Here is a 16,272-nt window from a genome sequence, read left to right on the forward strand (position 1 = left end):
AACGCATGCCGCATTACGGCGATTACCAGAACGAGATCTATTTCGCCGGCCTTGCCGGTGTCGTCCCGAAGTTGCCGGTCGATTTCGCATCGCTCGAGGCTCGGGCGGCAGCGGCCTTGCCACCGTCGGTGCTCGGCTACCTGCAGGGTGGATGCGGCGACGAATTCACCCAACGCCAGAATGCCGACGCGTTCCGGCATTGGGGCATGACCCCGCGGATGATGGTCGATGCCACGCGCCGCGACCTGTCGATCGACCTGTTCGGGATGACGCTGCCCAGCCCGATCTTCATGAGCCCGGTCGGGATCAACGGGATGTCCACGCAGGACGGCCACGGCGATCTCGCCGCCGCGCGGGCGGCCGCGCTGACCGGCGTCCCGCTGGTCCAGTCGACGCTGTCGAACGATCCGCTCGAAAGCGTCGCCGCTGCGATGGGCGACGTGCCCGGCTTCTTCCAGCTCTACACGCCCAAGGACAAGCCGCTCGCCGAGAGCCTCGTCCACCGTGCCGAGGCGGCCGGATACAAGGCGATCGTCGTCACGCTCGACACCTGGGTCACCGGCTGGCGCCCGCGCGACCTGAACGTCGCGAACTTTCCGCAACTGCGCGGCCATGTGCTGGAGAATTACTTCAGCGACCCCGTCTTCCGCGCGATGCTTGCCAAGCCACCGCGCGAGGACCTGCCCGCGGCGGTGCGGCAGTGGGCCGGGACGTTCGGCAAGGTGCTGACGTGGGACGACATGCCGTGGCTGCGGTCGATGACCAAGCTGCCGATCGTCCTTAAGGGGATCTGCCATCCCGACGACGCGCGGCGCGCGATCGATCTGGGGGCGGACGCGATCTATTGCTCGAACCACGGCGGACGCCAGGCGAATGGCGGGATCGCCGCGATCGACATGCTGCCCGCGGTGGTCGAGGCGAGCGGGGCCGTGCCGGTGCTGTTCGACTCCGGCGTGCGGTCGGGGAGCGACGTGGTCAAGGCACTCGCACTCGGCGCCACCGCGGTCGGGATCGGCCGGCCCTACACCTACGGCCTCGCGCTCGACGGCGCGAACGGCGCGGCGCATGTGCTGAAATGCATCCTCGCCGAAGCCGACCTACTGATGGCCGTAAACGGCTACCCGACGCTCGCCGCAGTCCGGGAGGCCGGAGCGACACGGACGGGGTACTGAAACGAGACGATCAGCCGGCGGTCTCGTCGAGTCGGCGTGCTTCCTCGACCAGCATCACCGGCACGCCGTCGCGAATCGGGTAAGCGAGCCCGGCAGCGTCCGAAATCAGTTCCTGCGTGGCCTCGTCATAGCGAAGCGGCGTGCGCGTCATCGGGCAGACGAGGCGTTCGAGCAGCCAGGGATCCAGGGTTTTCATCGTCAAACTCCTTCGCCCCGTGACGGCGGCGCCGCGGCGGCCTGGGCAATGCGACCGGACTCGCTGCCGATCCGTCGCTGCGTCGCAACGTGTTCGATCGCGGTAATCTTCTTGGGATCGAAGAGGTTGGCGAAGAACATGCCGATCATCATCACGGCGCCATGCGCGCGCCCCTTGCTGGGCGACTTCATTGCAACGTCACCGATTCGTCACCGTCGTGTCGCCCGAAGAACTGCATCAGCTGGATGATCAATTCGGCACGCTGCTCGATATCCGGCGCTTCGAGCAACGCCTGCTTTGCGGCTGCGTCGAACGGTGCGATCTGCGCGATGCCGTTGACCAGGCTCTCGTCATCGAGCCGTCCGACCGCATCCCAATCGACCGCATAGCCCTGCATGTCCGCGAACCGGCGCGATTCCAGTTCCAGCGAAGAGCGCCGGCCGAGCGACAACGCGTCGTCCTCGATCAACGGCAACAACTCCGCCTCGACCTGGCGGAACGCGGTCGTCACGTCGAGCTCGCGGACGATCCGGAACAGCGCGATGCCCTCCAGCACGACGTTGTAGCGCCCGTCGTCGAGCGCCTCGACTTCGGCGATCTTGCCGACGCAGCCGATGTCGTACAGCGCGTCCGCGTCGTCATGTGGTCCACCCCGCGGCTGGATCATCCCAATCCGCCGGTCGCGCGCCATCGCATCGCTGATCATCGCCCGATAGCGCGGCTCGAACATGTGCAGCGGCAGGTGCATGCCGGGGAACAGCAGCGCCCCCGGCAACGGGAAGATCGACAGTCGCGTGGTGGCGCGCGGGGGGGCGGACTCGGTGGTCATCCGAACAGGATCGCAGACAGGCGGCGTCGCTGTCCAGACACCCACGGGTCTTCAAGCCCGACGACCTCGAACAATTTCAGCAACTGCGTCCGAGCCGCGCCCTCGTTCCAGTCGCGCTCGGTGGCGATGATGCCAAGGAACGTGTCCGCCGCCGCATCACGGTCGTTCGCCGCCATCTGGCCGTTGGCGAGCGCGAACCGGGCCTGCAGGTCGTCGGGGTTCGCCTCGACCGCAGCGAGCAATGGCGACAGATCCTCAACCGGCGGGGCCGACTGCGCAAGCGCAAGCGCCGCCTGTGCGCGGGTAATCGCCGAGTCCTTGGCGATCGCCGGATCGAGGTTCGCCAGCCAGTCCGTCGCTTCGTCGAGCTGCCCGGTCGCGACCAGCGCGCGGACGAAGCCGGCATGGACTTGCGGATGCTCGGGTGCGATCTCGGCGATTTCGCGGAAAATCCCGAGCGCGCGCTCGCCGTCATTGGCCGCCAGCGCCTCTTCGCCGATCGCGATCAATGGCTCGACGTCGGGCACCGCGTCGGTTGCGCCTGCTTCGATCGGCAGCTGCTTCAGCAACTGGTCGAGGATCACCCGCAGCTGCGATTCGGTCCGCGCGCTGGTCATGTCGGCGACCAGCTGGCCCTGGAACATCGCATAGATGGTCGGGATCGACTTGATCTGGAATTGCGCGGCGATGAACTGGTTCTTGTCGGTATCGACCTTCGCCAGCACGACGCCCTTGTCGGCGTAATCCTCCGCGACCTTCTCCAGCGTCGGCGTCAGCGCCTTGCACGGCCCGCACCATTCCGCCCAGAAATCGATGATCACGAGGCTCGTCATCGACGGTTCGACGACATCGCGGCGGAACGCCTCGACGGCGTCCTTCTCCGCGGGGGACATTCCAAGCGTGGCCAAGTTCAACTCCCGTGTAATCCAGACGCGCTATCTGGGGCGCGCCCGCGGCGAATGCCACCTCTAGGATGGATAGGCATGCACGACAAACGTGCCTTGGCATTCGGCTCGCGGCGTCGAGGCCTCATTTGTCTTGCTTGCGGTTCCGACATCCATGGGTGCGCATGGGCATAGATACGACCTTGCAAGACGGTGCCCCCGAATTGGCCAGCATTTCCATCTTCAGACAAGCCACCTCCCCGGCGAAGGGCGGGGTCCAGTTGGAAAGGTCGCAGTTACGGAGCGCAGCCTTTATCAGCAGCGTTTCCCAACTGGACCCCGGCCTCTGCCGGGGAGAGGCCTCTATTCGGAGGGGGTAGGCGCCAAACCGGTCCGGGTGACAGAGCGTTCGGCGATGTTGGGCACCACACCGACAAGCGCCGATAAACCTCAATGAAAGTCCCGCGACTTGGGAAGGACCCGCACATCGCGAGGATGCGTCGCCCGCGGATGGTGCGCACGAGCATCGGGACTCCGCGTGAGGACCGGCCGGATCACCTCGTCCACGCGCGCGAGCGGCGGCTCCAGCGCGTGATCCTCCGACAACAGCCGCAGCATCTCGGTGCGGTCCTGCACGCGCGACGTCATCAGGTGCGTCACGCCTTCCTCGCTGCGCTGGATCACGCCCTCCAGCACCATCAGCCGCGAGGCCATCACCGCGCGGCGGTTCGCCTCGAAATCGCGCGCCCACATCAGCCCGTTGGTGATCCCGGTCTCGTCCTCGATCGTCACGAAGATCGCATTGCCCTTGCCCGGCCGCTGGCGGACCAACACCACCCCCGCCACCTTCGCACGACGCCCGTCCTTGGTCGCATTGGCCTGCGCGCTCGACAGGATCCCCTCGGCGGCAAAACGCGCGCGGAGGAATTGCATCGGATGCGCCTTCAACGACAGCCGCGTCGTCTGGTAATCCGCCGCAACCTGTTCCGACAGCGGCATCGCCGGCAGATGCGCATCGGGCTCCACGCCAAGCTCGGGCACCTCTGCCGCCGCGAACAGCGCAAGCTGCTTGGGCGGCGTCCGACGGACGTCCCACAAAGCGTCGCGCCGCTCCTTCGCCACCGACCGGAACGCATCCGCATCGGCCAGCAGGTTCATCGCCCGCTGCGGCAGGTTCGCCCGACGCGCAAGGTCCTCGATACTAGCGAACGGCGTGGTCCGAACGCGAACGATCTCGTCGGCCCAATCCTTCCGAAACCCATCCACCTGCCGAAACCCAAGCCGCAAATCCTCCCCGGCACGGGGAGGGGGACCATCCGCAGGATGGTGGAGGGGGGGCGCCGCAGACGCTCCGCTGGGAAAAGTGGCATCCGCAAACGCGCCGCCGGTAACAGTGACTCCCGCAAGCGATACGTCCGCGGAAGCCCCCCTCCACCCCGCTTCGCGCGGTCCACCTCCCCGTACCGGGGAGGACAAGCTGTTATCCCACCCGCTCGCATTCACATCGACCGGCAGCACGGTCACCCCGTGCTCGACCGCATCGCGCACCAACTGCGCCGGCGCATAAAACCCCATCGGCTGCGAATTGAGCAACGCACAACAGAACACCGCCGGATGGAAGCATTTGATCCACGACGACACATACACCAGCCGTGCGAACGACAGGGCATGGCTCTCCGGGAATCCGTACGACCCAAACCCCTCGATCTGCTTGAAACAGCGCTCCGCAAACTCGGCCTGGTACCCCCGGCCGACCATCCCGCCGATCAGCTTGGCGTGGAAATTGTCCATGCCGCCGACCTTGCGGAACGTCGCCATCGACTTGCGCAACTGGTTCGCCTCGTTCGGCGTGAACCCGGCCGCGACGATAGCCAGCTTCATCGCCTGCTCCTGGAACAGCGGTACGCCATAGGTGAAGCGGAGCAGTTGCTTGAGTTCGTCGGCCGGCCCGAACTTCGGATCGGGCGAGGGATATTCGGCCACCTCCTTGCCGCTGCGTCGCCGCAGATACGGATGCACCATGTCGCCCTCGATCGGCCCGGGCCGGACGATCGCGACCTGCACCACCAGATCGTACAGCTCGCGGGGACGCAACCGCGGCAGCATGTTGATCTGCGCCCGACTCTCGACCTGGAACACGCCGATACTGTCGCCCTTGCAGAGCATGTCGTAAACTCGTGGGTCCTCGGCCACCGCGATCGTATCGAGCAGGTGATCGCCGAGCCCGTGAAGACGCATCAGGTCGAAGCTCTTGCGGATGCACGTCAGCATCCCGAGCGCGAGGATATCGACCTTCATCAGCCCGAGCGCGTCGATATCGTCCTTGTCCCATTCGATGAAAGTGCGCTCCTCCATCGCGCCGTTATGGATCGGCACCATCTCGTCGAGCCGCCCCTGCGTCAGCACGAACCCGCCGACATGCTGCGACAGATGCCGTGGAAATTCGAGCAGCCGGTCGACCATCTCGCGCAACCGCGCGATCTCCGGATTGTCGACGTCGAAGCCGGTTTCGGCAAAGCGCTGTTCCTGGAACCGGCTCGAGAAACTGCCCCAGACCGTGCTCGTCAGCCGTTGCGTCACGTCCTCGGTCAGCCCGAGCGCCTTGCCGACCTCGCGCACCGTGCTCTTGGGCCGATAATGGATGACGGTCGCGGCGATCGCGGCGCGGTCGCGGCCATAGCGGCGATAGATGTACTGCATCACCTCCTCGCGCCGCTCATGCTCGAAATCGACATCGATATCCGGCGGTTCGTCGCGCTCGCTCGACACGAACCGCGAGAACAGCAGGTCGTATTTCATCGGATCTACCGACGTGACGCCAAGCAGATAGCACACCACCGAGTTGGCGGCGGACCCGCGCCCCTGGCACAGGATCGGCGGATCCTGCGCGCGCGCGAACCGGACGATGTCGTGCACGGTCAGGAAATAATAGGCGTATTTGCGCTCACGGATCAGCGCGAATTCCTCGTGGAGCAGGGCCCGCATCTTTTCCGGCACGCGGTAGTCATAGCGTTCCAGCGCGAGCTGCCAGACATGATGCTCGAGCCAATCCTGTGCCTCCCAGCCTGCAGGAATGGGTTCGTGCGGATATTCGTATTTGAGATCGTCGAGAGAGAACGCGATCCGCGACAGCAACCGCGCGCTCTGCGCCACCGCATCGGGGCGATCGCGAAACAGCCGAGCGATCTCCTCCTCGGGTTTCAGATGCCGCTCGCCGTTCGCGGCCAGCAGGCGCCCGGCCTTATGGATCGTCGTGCGCTCGCGAATGCAGGTGACGACATCGTGCAGGTCGCGGTCGTCGGTATAGGCGTAGAGAGCATCGGTGGTCGCAAGCACGGGAACGCCCGCCGCGTCGGCAATCCGCCCCAACCGCGCCAGCCGCCGCCGATCGCGACCGCCCCGCGGCATCGTCACGCCCAGCCAGATCGAGTCCGGCCCCAGTCGCTTCACCGCCTTCAGGATCGTCCGCAGCTCGCGCTCGCCTCGTTCGGGCAAGGCGTCGCCGTCGGGCAAAGGCGATACCGGCACGGCGCCGCGGGCGCTGCTTTCGGGCATGACCACCAGCATCATGTCGGCATGATGTGCGATCAGGTCGCCCAACCCGAGGATACATCCGCCCTTTTCGGCGCGCCTGTTGCCGACCGTCAGCAACCGGGTCAGTCGTCCCCAGCCGCGTCGTGTCGAAGGGTAGGCGACGATGTCGGGCGTGCCGTCCTCGAACACCAGCCGCGCACCGACCACCAGTCGGAAATCGATCGGCGGCATCGCCATGCCGAGCAGGCCGTCGCGTGCCTTCTTCAACGCCTGGTGTGCGCGGACGACGCCCGCGACGGTGTTGCGATCGGCGATACCGATACCGCCAAGCCCCAGTTCCACCGCGCGCCCGACCATCGCGCCCGCATCGCTCGCCCCGTCGAGGAACGAGAAATTGGTCGCGGCGACGAGTTCGGCAAACCCGGTCATGGCGCCGCGCCGTTCACGCGAAGACGCCGTGGAGGTACCAGCGCGGCGCCTCCATCTCGGAATACAGGCCGTGGCGGAAGATCCAGAAGCGGCGGCCGCGGCGGTCTTCGATGCGGTAGTAATCGCGCGTCGGGATGTCCTGCCGCCGCCACCATTCGCCGGCGATACGCTCGGGGCCTTCGCTGTGCGCCACGTCGTGGACGGTACGGCGCCAGCGGAAACGGTGCGGCGGCCCGTCGGGAACCTCGGCCATCATCGATTCGATCGGTTGCGGCGGATCGAACAGGTAGATCGGACGCAGCGGCGGCTCGCCCGTCTCCGGCGCAGTCCAAGGCGTCGGGGCGGGCGCCTCGGCGGCAGGCAGCATCAGCTCCGCCTGTTCGGGGATATGGCTGTCGCGTGCGGAGAACCGGCGCACGCGCGCCCGGCCCAGCCGCGTGCCGAGCTGATCGACGAGCTGCGCGACCTCACCCTTCTGCGCCTCGCCGCCCTCCAGCTTCAACTGCGACGCATCGAGCTTCTCCGCGAGCGCAACGTCGAGCCGGACCAGATCGTATCCGAAACCGGGATCGAGCGGGTCGGCGAGGCTGTCGATCCGCTCGCGGAACAGCCGCATCAACAGCGCCACGTCGCGCGTCGGCTGGCCGGTCTCGATCCGCAGCCGCTGGACGAGGCCGTCCGCACGGAAGAGGCGCGCCTCCCACCGCCGGCCGCCTTCATGACGGTCGGCAAGCTGGGCCGCAGCTTCGGTGGCGAGTTCGGCGAGCATCTCCAGCGCGTATTCAGTGCGCGCGATCGGTTCGGCGAAGCGGCGTTCGACACCGATCTTGGCCACGGTGCGTCGCGCGACGATCGGTCCCTTCACCGACCCGTCGAGCCGGCGGATCATCATCGCCGCCTCCTCCCCGAACCGCGCCGCGATCGTCGCGAGCGGCCGTGCCATCACGTCGCCCACCGTCTTCAGCCCGGCACGCGACAAGGCGGTCGTCGCATCCTCATCCAAGCCCAACGCCGCCACCGGCAACCGCTTCACCGCGCGCTTTTCATCCGGAGCCGGCGCCCCCGCATACCGCGCCAACGCGCGCGCCGTATCGGGGGTGTCGCCGAACGCATGGCGTACCAGCAGCCCCCGGCGTGCAAGGCGCTCCTCCAGATCTGCCGCCAATCGCCGCTCGCCTTCGAACTCGTGCACGCACCCGGCGATGTCGAGGATCAGCCCATCGGGTTCGTCTAGTGCGACCGAGGGCGTATACCGCTGGCACCCGTCCGCAAGCCGCTCGAGCCATTCGTGATCGGCATGCGCGTCATCCTCGTACACTTCCAGTTCCGGAACCCGTGCCCGCGCATCCGCCAGCGTCAGCCCCGGCTGGAGCCCCGCCCGCACCGCCTCGCGGTCGAGCGCCTTCAGCCGGACTCCACCCGAGACCGTCTCGACGAACGCGATCGGCGTCTCAGCCCGTCCGACGAACAAATGCGGCCGCATCGTCCGCAGCCGCTCGATCGGCAGCCACGGGAACACCAGCGCCAGGTAGCGCCGGGGAATCACCAGAGGCGAAGGCGGTTTGGTCGAAGATATGCGCGTCACGGTCCCACTCCACGCGCCAGCGAAGCCCGGCCTGGCCTCCGCGTCGACGCAGTAATTCGATATCGAAGGCAGGTTTGCCCGGTGCGTCGGCTTCCAGCGGTCGCGACCGACACGCGGCAACCTGCCAACGCGACGCCGCCGCGCTCGGCACCGACTCGGCACCGATGCGCAGGCTGAGTATCGTCACGCCCGAAGCTTCGGCCGCCAGCATCAGCCGCCGCGTCGCGGTAAGATCGATCTTCGGCGCGCGCCCCCAGGACTCGATCAAAAGCGTGCCGAGCCCGTGGCACCGCGCGGCATCGGCGGCGGCCCGCAGCAGGCTCGCCTCGTCCTCGACCAGCCCCAGCACCAGCGACGTCACGTCGAGCCCCATCTCGACCAGCCCGGTCGCATGCAGCCGCCCGCCCTGGCGCTCGCTCGCCTCGGTCCGCAGCCACATCACCGGCGCCGCCTTTGCCGCCAACACCGAAGCGATCGCGAACCCCGCGCCACTCGCAGAATCGTCGACCGTTGCGAAAATCTCGTGGAGTTGCGCCTTCGCCATCCCCTGCGTCAGCCACGCATCGTCCGCACGGCCATCACCCTGAGTCGGCATCCCCGTCGTGGCAATCCGCTTCAGGCGGGCTATCAAGGCAAGCGACTCGTTCACAATTGTTCTTGTAATGTTCTAGTGCCGGAGTCGCCAAGCGGAATCTTGTTTGCGTCGAATTTCACGCGAAAGTCGAAAAGGCGCTTGCCGTCCCGGAAACACCGGGCTAACAGCGCGCCTCACCCAGTCACCGTGTCGCTTTCGACCGGAGACATAGGCGCCAGAGCGGGCGTAGCTCAGGGGTAGAGCACAACCTTGCCAAGGTTGGGGTCGAGGGTTCGAATCCCTTCGCCCGCTCCAGTTTTCCCAGGAAAACAGCGGTCCAGTGCGAGGCGACAGAGCCTCAGCCTTCCGATCCACCATCTTCATCACCGTCACTTCGCATGGCATTTCCCATGCGCTCGCCTTACGCTCGTCGCATGGCAATCCCTCGGCGCGCGCGTCACCCGTTGATCCTGTCGGCCCTGCTGCTGGCCGCCCCCTCCTCGGCCACTACTGTCTCGGCCCCCGTTTCGGTCGCCACCGACATGCGGCGATGGCAGGCGCAGGCCAAGCGCGTGACTATCACCCGCGACGACTGGGGCATCCCGCACATCAAGGGCCGGTCGGATGCCGATGCGGTGTTCGGGATGATCTATGCGCAGGCGGAGGACGATTTCCCGCGGATCGAGGCGAATTACCTGACCGCGCTCGGCCGGACCGCCGAGGCGGCCGGCCCTGACGTGGGCGAGGATGCTGTCTGGGCAGACCTTCGCCAGCGCCTGTTCGTCGATCCGCCCACGTTGAAGGCGGACTATGCCGCGAGCCCGGCATGGTTGCGCACGCTGATGCAGGCCTGGGCGGACGGGCTGAACTATTATCTCGCGACGCACTCGCAGGTGAAGCCCCGCGTGCTGACCCGGTTCGAGCCGTGGATGGCGCTCAGCTTCACCGAAGGCAGCATCGGCGGCGATATCGAGCGGATATCGCTCAGCGACCTGAAGACTTTCTACGGCCGGCCGACCCCACCGACGCCGGAAGAACTGGGGATGATCCCGCGCGAACCGTCGGGGTCCAACGGCATCGCCATCGCGCCCCGGCTGACCGCGAACGGCCAGGCGCTGCTGCTCATCAATCCGCACACCAGCTTCTATTTCCGCTCCGAGGCGCAGATGACCAGCGACGACGGGCTAAACGCGTATGGCGCCAGCACCTGGGGCCAGTTCTTCGTATACCAGGGCTTCAATCCGAGGGCCGGGTGGATGCACACGTCGGCGACGGTCGACAACGTCGACGAGTTCGCCGAACGGATCACGCGGCGTGGCGGCGGCTATGCCTATCGCTACGGAACGGCCAGCCGGCCGGTCGTTGCGAACACCGTTACGCTGCGAGTCCGCCAGCCCGATGGGACGATGGCCGAGCGCCGTTTCACCACCTACCGCACGCATCACGGCCCGATCGTCGCCACCAAGGCCGGCAAATGGATCGCCACCGCGCTGATGTGGCGCCCGGTGCCGGCGCTCGAGCAAAGCTACCTGCGGACCAAGGCGACCGATCTCGCAGGATACATGAAGGTCGCGGCGTTGAAGGCGAATTCGTCGAACGACACGCTGTTCGCGGACAGCAAGGGCGAGATCGCGTTCCTGATGCCGCAGTTCATGCCGATCCGCGACGATCGCTTCGACTATACCCGCCCGGTCGACGGCAGCGACCCCGCGACCGACTGGCATGGCCTGCATATGCTCCCCAGCCTGCCGAGCGTGCTCAATCCTCGCATAGGGTGGGCGCACAACACCAACGACTGGCCGTGGAGCGCGGCGGGCCCGGACAGCCCCAAGGCGGTGGACTATCCGCGCTACATGGACCAGGTCGGCGGCAATGCGCGGGGCGTCCATGCCGACCTGTTGCTGACGGGGAAGACCGGCTGGACACCCGACACGCTGCGGGCCGCCGCGTTCGATCCCCATCTCCCCGCCTTTGCGCGATTGCTGCCCGGACTGGTCGCCGCGTGGGAGGCACTTCCCGCCAGCGATCCGCGTCGCCCTGCGCTTGCCGCACCGATCGCGCTGCTCAAGGGCTGGGACCATCGCTGGGCCTATGATTCCACCGCGACCAGCCTCGCGGTCTTCTGGGGCGACCAATTGTGGCGTGAGGTCGGCAGCTTCGCGCAGGCCGAGCGCCTGAACGTGCCCGACTATATCGCCACGCGAGTCGGCCCTGATACGAAGCTCGCCGCGCTGAGCACGGCCGTCACTCGGCTCAAGCAGGATTTCGGCGATTGGCGGACGCCGTGGAAGGACATCAACCGCTTCCAGCGGCTCGACGATTCGATCGCGCCGCATTTCGACGACGCCCGCGCCTCGACCCCAGTGCCGTTCACCTCGGCGCAGTGGGGCAGCCTCGCATCGTTCGGCGCGAAACCGTGGCCGGGGACGAAGCGCTATTACGGCACCAGCGGCAACAGCTTCGTCGCGGTGGTCGAGTTCGGCGCGCGGGTGAAGGCGATGGCGGTGATGGCCGGCGGCCAGAGCGGCGACGTCCGATCGCCGCATTTTGTCGACCAGGTATCGCGCTATGCCGAGGGACGGTTGCGGCCGGTCTATTTCCATCCCGACGAACTCACGGGGCACGTCGAACGAACCTATCGACCGGGTTACTGATCTACCGCATATCCCGCGATGTCGGTGCTTGCGGCGCCACCCAGGCTATTGCACGGACTGGACATGCCTGACGCCCCTCCCCTTCTCGCGGTCCGTGCGCTCGGTAAGTCGGTACCGGGGCCGCGGCGGCTGTTCCGGCATCTGGATCTGGAGGTCGGCGCGGGCGAACTGGTCGCGATCATCGGCGAATCGGGGGTCGGCAAATCGACTTTGCTCAACATCCTCGCCGGGCTGGACGAGGCGGACGAGGGCAGCGTGGCGATCGACGGCATCGACCTCGGTACGCTCGACGAGACCGCGCGGACGCGGTTGCGGCGCGAACGGATCGGCTTCGTGTTCCAGGCCTTCCACATCCTTCCCTATCTGACGCTGCGCCAGAACGTCGCGCTGCCGCTGGCGCTCGTTTCGCCGGACAATGCCGCGGCATCGACGCGCGCGGAAGAGATGCTCAATGCGGTCGGGCTGGATGGTCGCGGCGACGGCTATGCGCGGGATCTGTCGGGGGGCGAGTTGCAGCGCGTGGCGATCGCCCGTGCGCTCGTCCACCGCCCCGCGCTGATCCTTGCGGACGAACCGACCGGCAACCTCGATCCGGAGACCGCGGCGCGCGTGCTGTCGCTGTTCGCCGACGCGGTGCGCGGCAATGGTGCGGCGGGCGTGATGGTGACGCATTCGGATGCGAGCGCGGCGATCGCCGACCGCGTACTGACGCTGGGCGCCGAGGGACTGGTGGAGCGGCGTGGCGCCTGAGATCGGCCTGACGTCCGGGTCCGGGCTCTGGTCGGGACGGCTGGGACTCCGCTGGCTGATCGCGGGCGAGTGGCGGTTCCACCCTGCCCGCTTCCTGTTGACGGCGGTCGCGATCGCGGTCGGCGTGGCGCTTGGCTTCGCGGTGCATCTGGTCAACGGTTCGGCGCTGGCGTCGTTCGACGGCGCGATGCGCGGCGTCAGCGGTGCCGCCGAACTGTCGGTCCGCGCGACCAGCCCGCTCGGCTTCGACGAACGCCTCTATCCCCGCGTCGCACGAGCCGATGGCGTCGGCGATGCCAGCCCGGTGCTGCGCCTCGATGCGCGGATCGGCAAGGCGCGGCTGACGCTGCTGGGCGTCGACGTGATCCGGGCCGCCACGGTGACGCCGTCGCTGATCGGCATCCGCCCGCGTGGTCCCGATACCGGCAACGATACGGCGTTCGACGAGTCCGCGCTGTTCCTGTCGCGCGCGGCACTGACCCAGGTCGGTGCGAAGATCGGCACGCGATTGGTTGTCGTCGCCAACGGCCGGTCGGTGCCGCTGCGGGTCGCGGGCACGCTGCCGGCGACGGACGAATCGACCGCGGTCGGCGTCATGGATATCGCCGCGGCGCAGTGGCGGTTCGGGCGTCTCGGGCGGATCGATCGTCTCGACCTCGCGCTGTCGGATCGCTCAATCGCGGAGCCGGCGTTGCGCGCGATCCTGCCCGCGGACGCTATCCTGTCGACCGCCGAAACGCAGAACGCGCAGGGCGATGCCCTGTCGCGCGCGTACCGTGTCAATCTCGACATGCTGGCGCTGGTCGCGCTGCTGACCGGCGGTTTCCTCGTCTATTCGGCGCAGTCGCTGTCGGTGGTGCGGCGGCAACGTGCGTTCGCCCTGCTCCGGACATTGGGCATGCCACGCGCCGGGATCATCGCTGCGGTCGTGATCGAGGGGCTCGCGATCGGACTGGTCGGCGCCGCGGCAGGATTGGCGGCTGGGTATGGCCTGGCATGGGCGGCACTCCACTGGTTCGGCGGCGACCTCGGTGCGGGCTATTTCGGCGGCAGCACCGCGCGCGTCGTGATTCAGCCCGGCGCCGCGATCGGGTTCTTCGCGCTCGGCCTGCTCGCCGCGATCCTCGGCAGCGCGTTGCCCGCCCGCGTCGCGGCGCGGGCTGCACCGGCGGCAGCGCTCAAGAACGCCGGCGACGTACTCGATCCGCGGCGGCCGATAGCGTGGTGGCCTGCCGCCGCGTTGCTCGTCGCAGGAGGCGCCGCGTCGCTGTTGCCCGCGATCGCCGGACTGCCGCTGTTCGGTTTCCTGGGGATGGCGCTGATGCTCGCGGGCGGTGTCGCGGGTGTGCCGTGGTTCGCGCGCACCCTGCTGACCCCGCTGGCGCGGCGGACGCGAGGCAGCGTGCCCGGGCTGCTCGCGGTCCGCCACCTCCACGGCGCGCCCGGCGAAGCGGCGACCGCATTATGCGGGATCGTCGCGTCGACCGCGCTGATGATCGCGATGGCGACGATGGTGACCAGCTTCCGCGGCGCGGTCGACGAGTGGCTCAACCAAGTGCTCGGCGCGGACCTGTATCTGCGCACCACCGCCGGTGCGACGTTCGATCCGGCGACCCGCACGCGTATCGCAGGCACGCCGGGTATCGCCCGCCTCGCCTTCAGCCGCCAGATCCCGCTGACCGTTGCCGCGGATCGCCCACCGGTCAGTCTGATCGCGCGACCCGAGCGTGGTGGCCGCGATCCATTGCTGGTGCTGATCGATAGTGGGCCACCGGTGCCGAAGAACGCGCTGCCGATATGGGTCTCCGAGCCTGCGCAACGGCTTTACGGCTGGAATCCGGGCGAGCGCATCACGCTGCCGATCGCCGGCCGCACGCAGTTCACCGTCGCCGGCATATGGCGTGACTACGGACGCCAGGCGGGCGCGGTGCTGATCGATGAGGGCGACTACCAGCGCCTGACGGGCGACGATCGCCGCGACGAGATTTCCGCGACGATCCTGCCCGGTGCGGATCCGGCCAAGGTCGCGCGCGCGATGACCGATCGCCTGCCCGCCGACCTGCGCCCCCAGGTCGAAGTCGGCCAGCCGGCGACGCTGCGGAAACTCGCGCTGACGCTGTTCGATCGCAGTTTCGCGGTCACCTATCTGCTGGAGGCGGTGGCGATCCTGGTCGGGCTGGCGGGCGTGGCGGCGACGATGTCGGCGCAGACGATCGCGCGCGAACGCGAGTTCGGAATGCTCCGGCATCTCGGCCTCACCCGCGGCCAGCTCACCAGGATGCTCGCCACCGAGGGTGCGATCGTCGGGCTCACCGGCGCGCTCGCGGGGATCGGGCTCGGCCTGGTCCTGTCGCAAGTGCTGATCCACGTCATCAACCCGCAGTCGTTCAACTGGACGATGACCACCCGCATCCCGCTCGGCACGCTGATCGGCGTCGCGACCGCGCTGACGGGCGCGGCGGCGGCGACCGCGATGCTGGCGGGGCGGCGCGCGACGGCGAAGAGCGCGGTACAGTCGGTGCGGGAGGATTGGTGATGCTGCGACCTTGGGCCCTGCTCGGCTGGATCGCCGCGATCGGTGTCGCCGCGCCAGCCGCCACGCCGCCCGCCCCCTATCCGGTCGTGCGGCCGGGGATCAGCTTGCGCTTCCCCGCGGATCACGGCGCGCACCCGGCGTTTCGCACCGAATGGTGGTACGTCACCGGCTGGCTGCGGACCGAGGATGGCAAGGATCTCGGTTTCCAGGTGACGTTCTTCCGCACGCGCCCGCCGGTCGATCCACGCAACCCGAGCCGGTTCGCCGCACGCCAGGTCCTGTTCGCGCACGCCGCGCTGTCCGATCCGACCACGGGCAAGCTGCTCCACGGCGAGCAGGCGGCACGCCAAGGCTTCGGTCTCGCCCAGGCGCGCACCGGCGATGCCGACGTCGCGATCCGCGACTGGCGGTTGCGCCGTGCAGGCAATGGCCGCTGGACGACGCGTGTAAACGCGGACGGCTTCGGCCTCGCGCTCGACTTCCAGCCGACGCAGCCTCCCCTGCCGCAGGGAATCGGAGGCTATAGCCGCAAGGGACCACGCCCCGAGGAAGCGAGCTATTATTACTCGGTGCCGCATCTCCGCGTGACCGGCCGCGTCCGCAAAGGTGGCGGAACAGTCGCAGTAACCGGCGAGGCGTGGCTCGATCGCGAATGGTCGTCCAACTACCTCGCCCCCGCCGCGCAAGGCTGGGACTGGACCGGGCTCAATTTCGACGACGGTTCCGCGCTAATGGCGTTCCGCATCCGGCGCAAGGGCGGCGGGACGGTCTGGACGGGCGGTTCACTCCGCCGCGCCGACGGCAGCATGACGGTGTTCGGCCCCAACGACGTCGCCTTCCGCCCGCTCGCGACATGGCGGAGCAAGGCGACCGGCGCGCTCTACCCGGTCTCGCAGGAACTGAGCGTGCGCATAGCCGGCGGCATCCAGCGCTGGCGCCTCGTACCGATGTTCGCCGCACAGGAGCTCGACGCCCGCCGCAGCGGCCTGCCGGTCTATTGGGAGGGCGCGGTCCGCACCCGCGGCGGTCGCGGCTATCTCGAACTCACCGGGTATGAGCGCGCGCTGGAGATGTGAGCGCGCAAAATTTGCGGCGGCAGCGGACGAAACGCGTGCCAGCGCGTTGAGGT

General features: G+C 68.0%; 12 protein-coding genes and 1 tRNA gene. 6 read left to right on the forward strand and 7 right to left on the reverse strand.

Translation table 11 applies throughout. The features are described 5' to 3' along the window. The first annotated feature begins 5 nt into the window (after positions 1-5). Positions 6-1,172, forward strand: coding sequence for an alpha-hydroxy-acid oxidizing protein (locus ASE69_RS13395; RefSeq protein ID WP_056487497.1), 1,167 nt, complete (start codon positions 6-8; stop codon positions 1,170-1,172). A gap of 10 nt (positions 1,173-1,182) precedes the next feature. On the opposite strand, the gene ASE69_RS13400 is transcribed toward ASE69_RS13395, so the two are convergent. From ASE69_RS13400 to ASE69_RS13435, 7 genes are all read right to left on the reverse strand, one after another. Continuing rightward, positions 1,183-1,368, reverse strand: coding sequence for a Trm112 family protein (locus ASE69_RS13400; protein ID WP_056487500.1), 186 nt, complete (start codon positions 1,366-1,368; stop codon positions 1,183-1,185). 2 nt (positions 1,369-1,370) lie between these two features. Further along, positions 1,371-1,559 carry a hypothetical protein gene (locus ASE69_RS13405; RefSeq protein WP_056487503.1) on the reverse strand — a complete coding sequence of 63 codons (189 nt, stop codon included), beginning with the start codon at positions 1,557-1,559 and terminating at the stop codon, positions 1,371-1,373. Continuing rightward, positions 1,556-2,197: an LON peptidase substrate-binding domain-containing protein gene (locus ASE69_RS13410; protein WP_056064511.1), complete on the reverse strand. Its 642-nt coding sequence runs from the start codon at positions 2,195-2,197 to the stop codon at positions 1,556-1,558. The genes ASE69_RS13405 and ASE69_RS13410 overlap by 4 nt, the downstream gene beginning before the upstream one ends. Next, positions 2,194-3,090, reverse strand: coding sequence for a tetratricopeptide repeat protein (locus ASE69_RS13415; RefSeq protein WP_056487506.1), 897 nt, complete (start codon positions 3,088-3,090; stop codon positions 2,194-2,196). The genes ASE69_RS13410 and ASE69_RS13415 overlap by 4 nt, the downstream gene beginning before the upstream one ends. Before the next feature lie 441 nt (positions 3,091-3,531). Next, positions 3,532-7,044: an error-prone DNA polymerase gene (locus ASE69_RS13425; RefSeq protein ID WP_056487512.1), complete on the reverse strand. Its 3,513-nt coding sequence runs from the start codon at positions 7,042-7,044 to the stop codon at positions 3,532-3,534. A gap of 13 nt (positions 7,045-7,057) precedes the next feature. Further along, on the reverse strand, positions 7,058-8,527 hold the full coding sequence (locus ASE69_RS13430; RefSeq protein WP_235518820.1) for a Y-family DNA polymerase: 1,470 nt from the start codon (positions 8,525-8,527) through the stop codon (positions 7,058-7,060). Next, positions 8,496-9,278 carry an ImuA family protein gene (locus tag ASE69_RS13435; protein ID WP_056487515.1) on the reverse strand — a complete coding sequence of 261 codons (783 nt, stop codon included), beginning with the start codon at positions 9,276-9,278 and terminating at the stop codon, positions 8,496-8,498. The genes ASE69_RS13430 and ASE69_RS13435 overlap by 32 nt, the downstream gene beginning before the upstream one ends. A gap of 165 nt (positions 9,279-9,443) precedes the next feature. Here ASE69_RS13435 and ASE69_RS13440 point away from each other — a divergent pair. The 5 genes from ASE69_RS13440 to ASE69_RS13460 all read left to right on the forward strand — a co-directional run bounded on the left by ASE69_RS13440 (position 9,444) and on the right by ASE69_RS13460 (position 16,219). Continuing rightward, positions 9,444-9,518 (forward strand) — tRNA-Gly (locus ASE69_RS13440). A gap of 119 nt (positions 9,519-9,637) precedes the next feature. Beyond that, entirely contained in the window at positions 9,638-11,857 is a 2,220-nt protein-coding gene (locus tag ASE69_RS13445; RefSeq protein ID WP_056487517.1) for a penicillin acylase family protein, read from the forward strand. A gap of 63 nt (positions 11,858-11,920) precedes the next feature. Further along, complete coding sequence (locus tag ASE69_RS13450; RefSeq protein ID WP_235518766.1) at positions 11,921-12,607, forward strand: ABC transporter ATP-binding protein; 687 nt, start codon at positions 11,921-11,923, stop codon at positions 12,605-12,607. Further along, positions 12,597-15,143 (forward strand): FtsX-like permease family protein, encoded by a 2,547-nt coding sequence (locus ASE69_RS13455; protein WP_056487523.1) that lies wholly within the window; start codon positions 12,597-12,599, stop codon positions 15,141-15,143. The genes ASE69_RS13450 and ASE69_RS13455 overlap by 11 nt, the downstream gene beginning before the upstream one ends. Then, complete coding sequence (locus ASE69_RS13460; protein ID WP_056487526.1) at positions 15,143-16,219, forward strand: lipocalin-like domain-containing protein; 1,077 nt, start codon at positions 15,143-15,145, stop codon at positions 16,217-16,219. Before ASE69_RS13455 ends, ASE69_RS13460 begins: the two co-directional genes overlap by 1 nt. Positions 16,220-16,272 lie beyond the last annotated feature (53 nt).

Source organism: Sphingomonas sp. Leaf208, assembly GCF_001421415.1.
In the GTDB taxonomy this organism is placed as follows: Bacteria; Pseudomonadota; Alphaproteobacteria; order Sphingomonadales; family Sphingomonadaceae; genus Sphingomonas.

Excerpts from the sequence above, each read along its gene's own strand:
- ASE69_RS13410 (WP_056064511.1), bottom strand. The coding sequence starts at position 2,197 with ATGACCACCGAGTCCGCCCCCCCGCGCGCCACCACGCGACTGTCGATC.
- ASE69_RS13450 (WP_235518766.1), top strand. The coding sequence starts at position 11,921 with ATGCCTGACGCCCCTCCCCTTCTCGCGGTCCGTGCGCTCGGTAAGTCG.
- ASE69_RS13400 (WP_056487500.1), bottom strand. The coding sequence starts at position 1,368 with ATGAAAACCCTGGATCCCTGGCTGCTCGAACGCCTCGTCTGCCCGATG.
- ASE69_RS13460 (WP_056487526.1), top strand. The coding sequence starts at position 15,143 with ATGCTGCGACCTTGGGCCCTGCTCGGCTGGATCGCCGCGATCGGTGTC.
- ASE69_RS13405 (WP_056487503.1), bottom strand. The coding sequence starts at position 1,559 with ATGAAGTCGCCCAGCAAGGGGCGCGCGCATGGCGCCGTGATGATGATC.
- ASE69_RS13395 (WP_056487497.1), top strand. The coding sequence starts at position 6 with ATGCCGCATTACGGCGATTACCAGAACGAGATCTATTTCGCCGGCCTT.
- ASE69_RS13415 (WP_056487506.1), bottom strand. The coding sequence starts at position 3,090 with ATGTCCCCCGCGGAGAAGGACGCCGTCGAGGCGTTCCGCCGCGATGTC.
- ASE69_RS13430 (WP_235518820.1), bottom strand. The coding sequence starts at position 8,527 with ATGCGGCCGCATTTGTTCGTCGGACGGGCTGAGACGCCGATCGCGTTC.
- ASE69_RS13425 (WP_056487512.1), bottom strand. The coding sequence starts at position 7,044 with ATGACCGGGTTTGCCGAACTCGTCGCCGCGACCAATTTCTCGTTCCTC.
- ASE69_RS13445 (WP_056487517.1), top strand. The coding sequence starts at position 9,638 with ATGGCAATCCCTCGGCGCGCGCGTCACCCGTTGATCCTGTCGGCCCTG.